We start from the raw sequence: 8,066 nt of genomic DNA on the forward strand, positions 1-8,066 counted from the left end.
ACTGTGACGGCACCGGCTCCACACCTCCGCGGAGTCGGTGCCGTCCTCTCTCCGCCCGGGTAGGAGCCATGACCGACACGTTCGCCGACAGCCGTACCACCTCGCGGATGTTCCTCGGGGACGTGCCGGTGGTCGCCGAGGACGTGCGCCGCCGCTCCCTCGCGGAGCGGGAGGAGCTGCTGGCCGACCCGGGATTCGGCCGCTACTTCACCGACCACATGTTCGTGGCCCGCTACCAGGTCGGCCGGGGGTGGTACGACGCCCGCCTCACCCAGTACGGGCCGCTGCCCATGGACCCGGGGACGGCGGCGCTGCACTACGCGCAGTCGATCTTCGAGGGGCTCAAGGCCTACGCGCAGCCCGACGGCAGCGTGGCCACGTTCCGGCCCGAGGCCAACGCCGCCCGGTTCGTCCGGAGCGCCGAGCGCCTGGCCATGCCGCCGGTTCCCGAGGAGGCCTTCCTCGCCGCTGTCGACGCGCTGGTCGACGCCGACCGCGACTGGGTGCCGACCGGACCCGACCAGACCCTGTACCTGCGCCCGTACCAGCTGGCCAGCGAGTCCTTCCTCGGCGTGCGGCCGGCGCACGAGTACCTGTTCCTCGTGATCGCCAGCCCGGCGGGTGCCTACTTCCCCCGCGGCGTCCAGCCGGTCTCGGTCTACGTCTCCGAGGACTACGCCCGGGCGGCGCCCGGTGGCACCGGCGACGTCAAGTGCGCCGGCAACTACGCCGCCAGCCTCCTGCCGCAGCAGGAGGCCAGTGCCCTGGGCTGCGACCAGGTCGTCTACCTCGACGCGGTCGAGAAGAAGTACATCGAGGAGCTGGGCGGGATGAACCTGTTCTTCGTCCTCGGCTCGGGCGACGACGCCGAGCTGCTGACCCCCGAGCTGTCCGGCAGCCTGCTGCCCGGTATCACCCGGGACTCCCTGATCACCGTCGCCCGCGACCTCGGCTACCGGGTCGGCGAGCGCCGGGTCAGCCTCGACGAGTGGCGCGACGGTGTGCGCGACGGCTCGATCACCGAGACCTTCGCCTGCGGGACCGCGGCCGTCATCACGCCGATCGGTGAGGTGAAGGCGCGCAGCGGTGAGTTCTCCGTGGGCGACGGCACCCCCGGTCCGGTCACCATGCGGCTGCGCGAGAACCTCCTGGACATCCAGCACGGACGGGCGGCCGACACCCACGGCTGGCTGCACCGGGTCTCCTGACCGGAGCAGGTCGCGTGCTGCGCTGGCGGGGGCTGGAGGCCACCCCGGGTGACCTCGGCCGGACCGTGGTCACGGTCGGGATGTACGACGGCGTCCACCTCGGGCACCAGAAGCTGATCGGCGCAGCGGTGGCGCGGGCGCGGGCGATGCGCCGTCCGTGCCTGCTGCTCACCTTCGACCCCCACCCGGCCGAGGTGGTCCGGCCCGGCTCCCACCCGGCGATCCTCACCGCGATGGACCGCAAGGCCGAGCTGGTCGCGGGGCTGGGCGTGGACGCGATGTGCGTGCTGCCCTTCACGCAGGAGTTCAGCCACCTGGCGCCGGAGACCTTCACGCACACCGTGCTGGTCGAGCGGCTGCACGCGGCGCAGGTCGTCGTGGGGGAGAACTTCACCTACGGCCACAAGGCGGCCGGCACGGTCGCGACGCTGGCCGAGCAGGGGCGCAGGTTCGGCTTCGCCGTCGAAGGCGTGCCGCTGGCCCAGGACTCCTCGGACGACGGCGAGGTGACCATCTCCTCCACCTACATCCGCGCCTGCGTCGCCGCCGGGGACATGGTGTCCGCAGCCCGCGCGCTGGGCCGGCCGCACCGGGTCGACGGCGTGGTGGTGCGCGGGCACCGCCGCGGGCGGGAGCTGGGCTACCCGACGGCGAACGTCGAGACGCCGCCGTTCACCGCGATCCCGGCCGACGGCGTCTACGCCGGGCACCTGGTCGCCAAGAACGAGGACGGCTCCAGCGGCGAGCGCCTCCCGGCAGCGATCTCCGTCGGCACCAACCCGACGTTCCAGGGCACTCGCCGCACGGTGGAGGCCTTCGCGCTCGACTACGCCGGTGACCTCTACGGCGAGCACGTCGGCGTCGAGTTCACCGCCCGGCTCCGGCCGATGGCCGCCTTCGACGGGATCGAGCCCTTGCTGGCCGCCATGGCGCAGGACGTCGCCGACACCCGCCGTGCCCTGGGGCTGCCCGAGGCGCCCTGACCCGTGCGGGTCGGTGCGGCGACGCACCGTGATCGGTCGCCGGTGTCCGCGCTGGTAGCCTCATGGGTGCCGGTACCACCGGCGTGTGTGCTCACCTGCCCTCGTGAACCAGACCGAGGGCCACACGTGACCCGCCCAGGAGGCGAACCATGGCGCTGGACAGCGCGACGAAGCAGCAGATCATGACCGACTACGCGACGGTCGAGAAGGACACCGGTTCGCCCGAGGTGCAGGTCGCGATGCTGACCCGCCGGATCAGCGACCTGACCGAGCACCTCAAGGCGCACAAGCACGACCACCACAGCCGGCGGGGCCTGCTCCTGCTGGTCGGCCGGCGTCGCCGGCTGCTGAACTACCTGGCGAAGACCGACATCAACCGGTACCGCTCGCTCATCGAGCGGCTCGGCCTGCGCCGCTAGTACGTCGAGGGGACCGCCCCCGGTTCGCGCCGGGACGGTCCCCTCTCTCGTGCGGCACCCGCCGCACGGGCCACGGCGAGACACCCGACGCGATCCGCGACGGGCCGGTCCTCGGTGGTGGTCCCCGGGCACGCGCCGGTTCCCCGTCGGGGGAGCGGACCCGAGGACTTCGATCGAGCACCGGTCACCCGGACGACGACGGCGCGCACCGCCGCAAGAGGAAGTCGCGAGCCGGCACGAGGCCGCCGCGACGAAGAAGAGAGAAGGACGAATGTCCGCACCCACCATCACCGCTGAGTTCGACGCCGAGGACGGCGTCACCACCGCCACCGCGGTCATCGACAACGGCAGCTTCGGCAGCCGTTCCATCACCTTCGAGACCGGCCGCCTCGCCAAGCAGGCCGCCGGCTCCGTCGTCGTCACCATGGGCGACACCATGCTGCTGTCGGCCACCACGGCCGGCCGCCAGCCGAAGGAGCAGTTCGACTTCTTCCCGCTGACCGTCGACGTCGAGGAGCGGATGTACGCCGCCGGGCGCATCCCCGGCTCGTTCTTCCGCCGCGAGGGCCGCCCGGGCGAGGACGCGATCCTCACCTGCCGGCTGATCGACCGCCCGCTGCGCCCGACCTTCGCCAAGGGGCTGCGCAACGAGGTCCAGGTCGTCATCACGGTCATGGCCCTGGACCCCGAGCACCTGTACGACGTGCTCGCCATCAACGGCGCCTCCGCCTCCACCCAGCTGTCCGGCCTGCCGTTCTCCGGCCCGGTCGGCGGCACGCGCGTCGCCCTGATCAACGGCCAGTGGGTCGGGTTCCCGACCCACGCCGAGCTCGAGGACGCCGTCTTCGACATGGTCGTGGCCGGCCGCGTCCTGCCCGACGGCGACGTCGCGATCATGATGGTCGAGGCCGAGGCCACCGAGAAGACCATCGAGCTGGTCGCCGGTGGCGCCACCGCCCCGACCGAGGAGGTCGTGGCCCAGGGCCTCGAGGCCGCCAAGCCCTTCATCAAGGCGCTCTGCGACGCCCAGGCCGCGCTGGCCGAGAAGGCCGCCAAGCCGGTCGCCGAGTTCCCGCGGTTCCTCGACTACCAGGACGACGTCTACGCCGCCGTCGAGGCCGAGGTGGGCGACCGCCTCGCCGCCACGCAGGCCATCGCCGGCAAGGCCGAGCGCGAGGACGCCACCGACGCACTCAAGGACGAGGTCAAGGCCGCGCTGACCGGTCGCTTCGAGGGCCGGGAGAAGGAGATCTCCGGTGCCTTCCGCGCGCTGACCAAGAAGGCCGTCCGCCAGCGCATCCTGCGCGACAAGATCCGCATCGACGGCCGTGGCCTGACCGACATCCGGCCGCTGTCGGCCGAGGTCGAGGTCATCCCGCGGGTGCACGGCTCGGCGCTGTTCGAGCGCGGCGAGACCCAGATCCTGGGTGTCACCACGCTGAACATGCTGCGCATGGAGCAGCAGCTGGACACCCTCTCCCCGGTGACCCGCAAGCGCTACATGCACAACTACAACTTCCCGCCCTACTCCACCGGTGAGACCGGCCGGGTGGGGTCGCCGAAGCGGCGCGAGATCGGCCACGGCGCGCTCGCCGAGCGCGCCCTGGTGCCGGTGCTCCCGGACCGCGAGGAGTTCCCCTACGCGATCCGCCAGGTGTCCGAGGCGCTGGGCTCCAACGGCTCCACCTCGATGGGCTCGGTCTGCGCCTCGACGCTGGCCCTGCTCAACGCCGGTGTGCCGCTGAAGGCGCCGGTCGCCGGCATCGCGATGGGTCTGGTCTCCGACGAGGTCGACGGCAAGACCGAGTACGTCGCGCTGACCGACATCCTCGGCGCCGAGGACGCCTTCGGTGACATGGACTTCAAGGTCGCCGGCACGCGGGACTTCGTCACCGCCCTGCAGCTGGACACCAAGCTCGACGGCATCCCGTCCGACGTGCTCGCCGGTGCGCTGACCCAGGCCCGCGCGGCCCGGCTGCACATCCTCGACGTGATGAACGAGGCGATCGACGCCCCCGACGAGATGAGCCCGTACGCCCCGCGCGTGACCACGGTGCGCATCCCCGTCGACAAGATCGGCGCGGTCATCGGTCCCAAGGGTCAGATGATCAACGCGATCCAGGACGAGACCGGCGCCGACATCACCATCGAGGACGACGGCACGATCTACGTCGGCGCGTCCAACGGGCCCTCGGCCCAGGCCGCCGTGGACCGGATCAACGCCATCGCGAACCCGCAGATGCCCAAGGTCGGCGAGCGCTTCCTCGGCACGGTCGTCAAGACCACGCCGTTCGGCGCCTTCGTCTCCCTGCTCCCGGGCAAGGACGGGCTGGTCCACATCAGCAAGCTCGGTGGCGGCAAGCGCATCGGCAAGGTCGAGGACGTCGTGAACGTCGGCGACAAGCTGCAGGTCGAGATCACCGACATCGACGCCCGCGGCAAGATCAGCCTCCAGCCGGTGGCCGCCGAGGGCGAGGGGTCCGACGCCGCTGCGGCGGACGCCCCGGTCGAGTCCGCGCCTGCGGGTGAGTGACCACGCCTGACGTGTTCAGGGCCGGGGCGGGTGCGCACGCACCCGCCCCGGTTCCCGTAGGGGAGACCGCGCTCCTCGACCTCGACGAGGTCGGCGGGCGCGTGGAGCGCACGACGCTGCCCGGGGGCCTGCGGGTCCTCACCGAGACGATGCCGGGCGTGCTCTCGGCGACGCTCGGCATCTGGGTGGGCGTCGGTTCGCGGGACGAGACGCCGTCGGTCGCCGGGTCGTCGCACTTCCTCGAGCACCTGCTGTTCAAGGGCACCTCGTCGCGGTCGGCGCTGGAGATCGCGACGGCCATGGACGCGGTCGGCGGTGAGATGAACGCCTTCACCGCCAAGGAGCACACCTGCTACTACGCCAACGTGCTCGCCAGTGACCTACCCCTGGCCGTGACGCTGCTGGCGGACCTGGTCACCGACGCCACGAACACGGCCGCGGACCTCGAGTCCGAGCGCACGGTGGTGCTCGAGGAGATCGCGATGCGGGACGACGAGCCGTCCGACGCGGTCCACGACCTCTTCGCCGAGACGCTGTTCGGCGACACCTCGCTCGGACGGTCGGTCCTGGGCACGGTGGACTCGATCGAGGGCCTGACCCGGGACGACGTCGACGGGTGGTACCGCTCGCGGTACGCCGTCCCGTCGATCGTGGTGACGGCGGCCGGCCGGGTCGAGCACCAGCAGGTGCTCGACCTGGTGACCGCAGCCTTCGGGGACCGCCTGACCGGGACGTCGGAACCCGCGCCCTTGCGCACCGGCGACGTCGAGCTGGTGCGCCCCGCTCGCAGCGCCGGCCTGATCGCCCGGCGGACCGAGCAGACACACCTGCTCCTCGGCATGCCCTCGATGGGGCGGCTCGACGAGCGCAGGTACGCCGCCGCGGTCGTGGACGCCGCCGTCGGGGGCGGGATGAGCTCGCGGCTGTTCCAGGAGATCCGCGAGAAGCGGGGTCTGGTCTACAGCGTCGGCTCGGCCCTGTCGCACTACGCCGGGGCCGGAGCCTTCTCCGTCTACGCGGGGTGCTCGAAGAAGCGGGTCCCCGAGGTGCTCCGCCTGATCCGCGAGGAGCTGGCCCGCGTCGCCGCCGACGGCCTCACCGCCGAGGAGGTCGCCCGGGCTCGCGGCCAGCTGCGCGGCGGGCTGGTCCTGGGCCTGGAGGACACCGGCTCCCGGATGAGCCGGCTCGGCAAGAGCGAGCTCTCCTACGGCGAGTACGTCCCGGTGCGCGACGTGCTCGCTCGCATCGACGCGGTCGACGAAGCCCGGGCGCGCGCGGTGGCCGCCGAGCTGTTCGACCAGGAGAGCTGCCTTGCCGTGGTCGGTCCCTACCGCGAGTCCGACCTCGACAAGCTCTGACATGGGCACCGAGACCGCTCCCGGCGTGCTGCCGCGCACGGCCTTCGCGCTCGCGGTGCTGGTCTCGGTGGTCGTCCTCTTCATGCCGGCCGCGGGTGTGCCGACGGCGCCCCCGGGGACGGACAAGCTGGTCCACCTGGCGTTGTTCGCCGCTCTCGCGGCGACCGGGCGCTGGTCCGGCATCCCTGCCGTCCCGCTCGCGGTCGGCCTCCTCGGGTACGCGGCCGCGAGCGAGGTGATCCAGGGGGTGACGCCGCTGGCGCGCTCCGCGTCCGCGACCGGTGGGCTCGCCGACGCGGCCGGCATCGCGCTCGGGTTCCTCGGCCGGGCGTGGGCCACCCGTCGGACGCGCTGATCCGTCGGCCGCCTTGCATCAGGGCCGCCGTCCGGGAAACCTGACCGCGTGACCACGACCGATCCGCAGCCCGCTCCCGTTCCCCCGCTCGTACCGGTGGGGGTGCTGGGCGCCCGGGGCCGGATGGGCACCGAGGTGGTCAAGGCGGTGAACGAGGCCGACGACCTCGAGCTCGTCGCCATGGTCGACGACGGCGACTGGCTGTTCAACGTGGCGGACGCGGGCGCACAGGTGGTCGTCGACTTCACCCGCCCGGACGTCGTCATGGACAACATCCGGTTCTGCATCGACAACAACATCCACTGCGTCGTGGGGACGACGGGGTTCGACGAGGCGAGGCTCGCCACGGTGGCCGAGTGGCTGGAGCCCAAGCCCGAGCTGGGCGTCGTCATCGCCCCGAACTTCGGCATCGGCGCCATCCTGCTGATGCGCTTCGCCCAGGAGGCGGCGCGCTTCTTCCCCTCCGTCGAGGTGGTCGAGCTGCACCACCCGAACAAGGTGGACGCCCCGTCCGGGACCGCGGTCCGTACGGCGCGGCTCATCGCCGCGGCCCGGCGTGCGGCCGGCCTTCCGCCGGCCCCCGATGCGACGACCGACTCGCTCCCGGGCGCGCGGGGCGCTGACGTCGAGGGCGTTCCGGTCCACGCCGTGCGGTTGACGGGGCTGGTCGCGCACCAGGAGGTCCTGCTGGGAGCTGCGGGGGAGGCCCTGACGATCCGGCACGACTCCTTCGACCGGGCGTCCTTCATGCCGGGGGTGCTGCTCGCCGTGCGCGAGATCGGCCGGCGGCCCGGTCTCACGGTGGGGATCGAGAGCTTCCTCGGCCTCTGACCGAGGTGTGCCCGGGGACACTCTCCGGGGGGTTGCACAGCGGCCCCAGACCTCGTGTACTGTTCTCCCTGCGCCGCGCGGCCCGGGAGGGCCGCCGGACCGGGCCCCGCGGGTAGCGGGTCGACCGGAAACCGGCGTAGAGTTGGACATCCAGCCAGGAGCGAAGCCCGGAAGGGTCGAGTTTCTGCGCGTCCGCTCCTTGAGAACTCAACAGCGTGCCGAAAGTCAGTGCCAAGTAATACCCCGTGCCATGGCTCGTGCAGTCGTGGCTGGGATTCCTTTGGTTGATTGATATCGAGAGTGTCAGCTCTCGGTTCTCAGCCGCGATCAAATCATCTACGGAGAGTTTGATCCTGGCTCAGGACGAACGCTGGCGGCG

At 72.0% G+C, this 8,066-nt stretch carries 7 protein-coding genes; all 7 read left to right on the forward strand.

What is annotated here, in order from left to right; genetic code table 11:
• Window positions 1-68: 68 nt before the first annotated feature.
• The 7 genes from DQ237_RS09155 to dapB all read left to right on the forward strand — a co-directional run bounded on the left by DQ237_RS09155 (window position 69) and on the right by dapB (window position 7,687).
• Window positions 69-1,208, forward strand: a complete 1,140-nt coding sequence (locus tag DQ237_RS09155) for a branched-chain amino acid aminotransferase (RefSeq protein WP_113799337.1) — start codon at window positions 69-71, stop codon at window positions 1,206-1,208.
• Between the two features lie 14 nt (window positions 1,209-1,222).
• Entirely contained in the window at window positions 1,223-2,191 is a 969-nt protein-coding gene (locus DQ237_RS09160) for a bifunctional riboflavin kinase/FAD synthetase (RefSeq protein WP_113799339.1), read from the forward strand.
• A 149-nt stretch (window positions 2,192-2,340) separates the two neighbouring features.
• The gene (gene rpsO, locus DQ237_RS09165) at window positions 2,341-2,610 is read left to right on the forward strand and encodes a 30S ribosomal protein S15 (protein WP_113799341.1); all 270 of its coding nucleotides are present in this window, start codon (window positions 2,341-2,343) and stop codon (window positions 2,608-2,610) included.
• Between the two features lie 271 nt (window positions 2,611-2,881).
• Window positions 2,882-5,143, forward strand: a complete 2,262-nt coding sequence (locus DQ237_RS09170) for a polyribonucleotide nucleotidyltransferase (protein WP_113799343.1) — start codon at window positions 2,882-2,884, stop codon at window positions 5,141-5,143.
• Complete coding sequence (locus DQ237_RS09175) at window positions 5,140-6,501, forward strand: pitrilysin family protein (RefSeq protein WP_113799345.1); 1,362 nt, start codon at window positions 5,140-5,142, stop codon at window positions 6,499-6,501. Before DQ237_RS09170 ends, DQ237_RS09175 begins: the two co-directional genes overlap by 4 nt.
• A gap of 1 nt (window position 6,502) precedes the next feature.
• Entirely contained in the window at window positions 6,503-6,856 is a 354-nt protein-coding gene (locus DQ237_RS09180; RefSeq protein WP_113799347.1) for a VanZ family protein, read from the forward strand.
• A gap of 48 nt (window positions 6,857-6,904) precedes the next feature.
• Complete coding sequence (gene dapB, locus DQ237_RS09185; protein ID WP_113799349.1) at window positions 6,905-7,687, forward strand: 4-hydroxy-tetrahydrodipicolinate reductase; 783 nt, start codon at window positions 6,905-6,907, stop codon at window positions 7,685-7,687.
• The last annotated feature ends 379 nt before the right edge of the window (window positions 7,688-8,066 follow it).

Source organism: Blastococcus sp. TF02-8, from assembly GCF_003319175.1.
Taxonomy (GTDB): Bacteria; Actinomycetota; Actinomycetes; order Mycobacteriales; family Geodermatophilaceae; genus Blastococcus.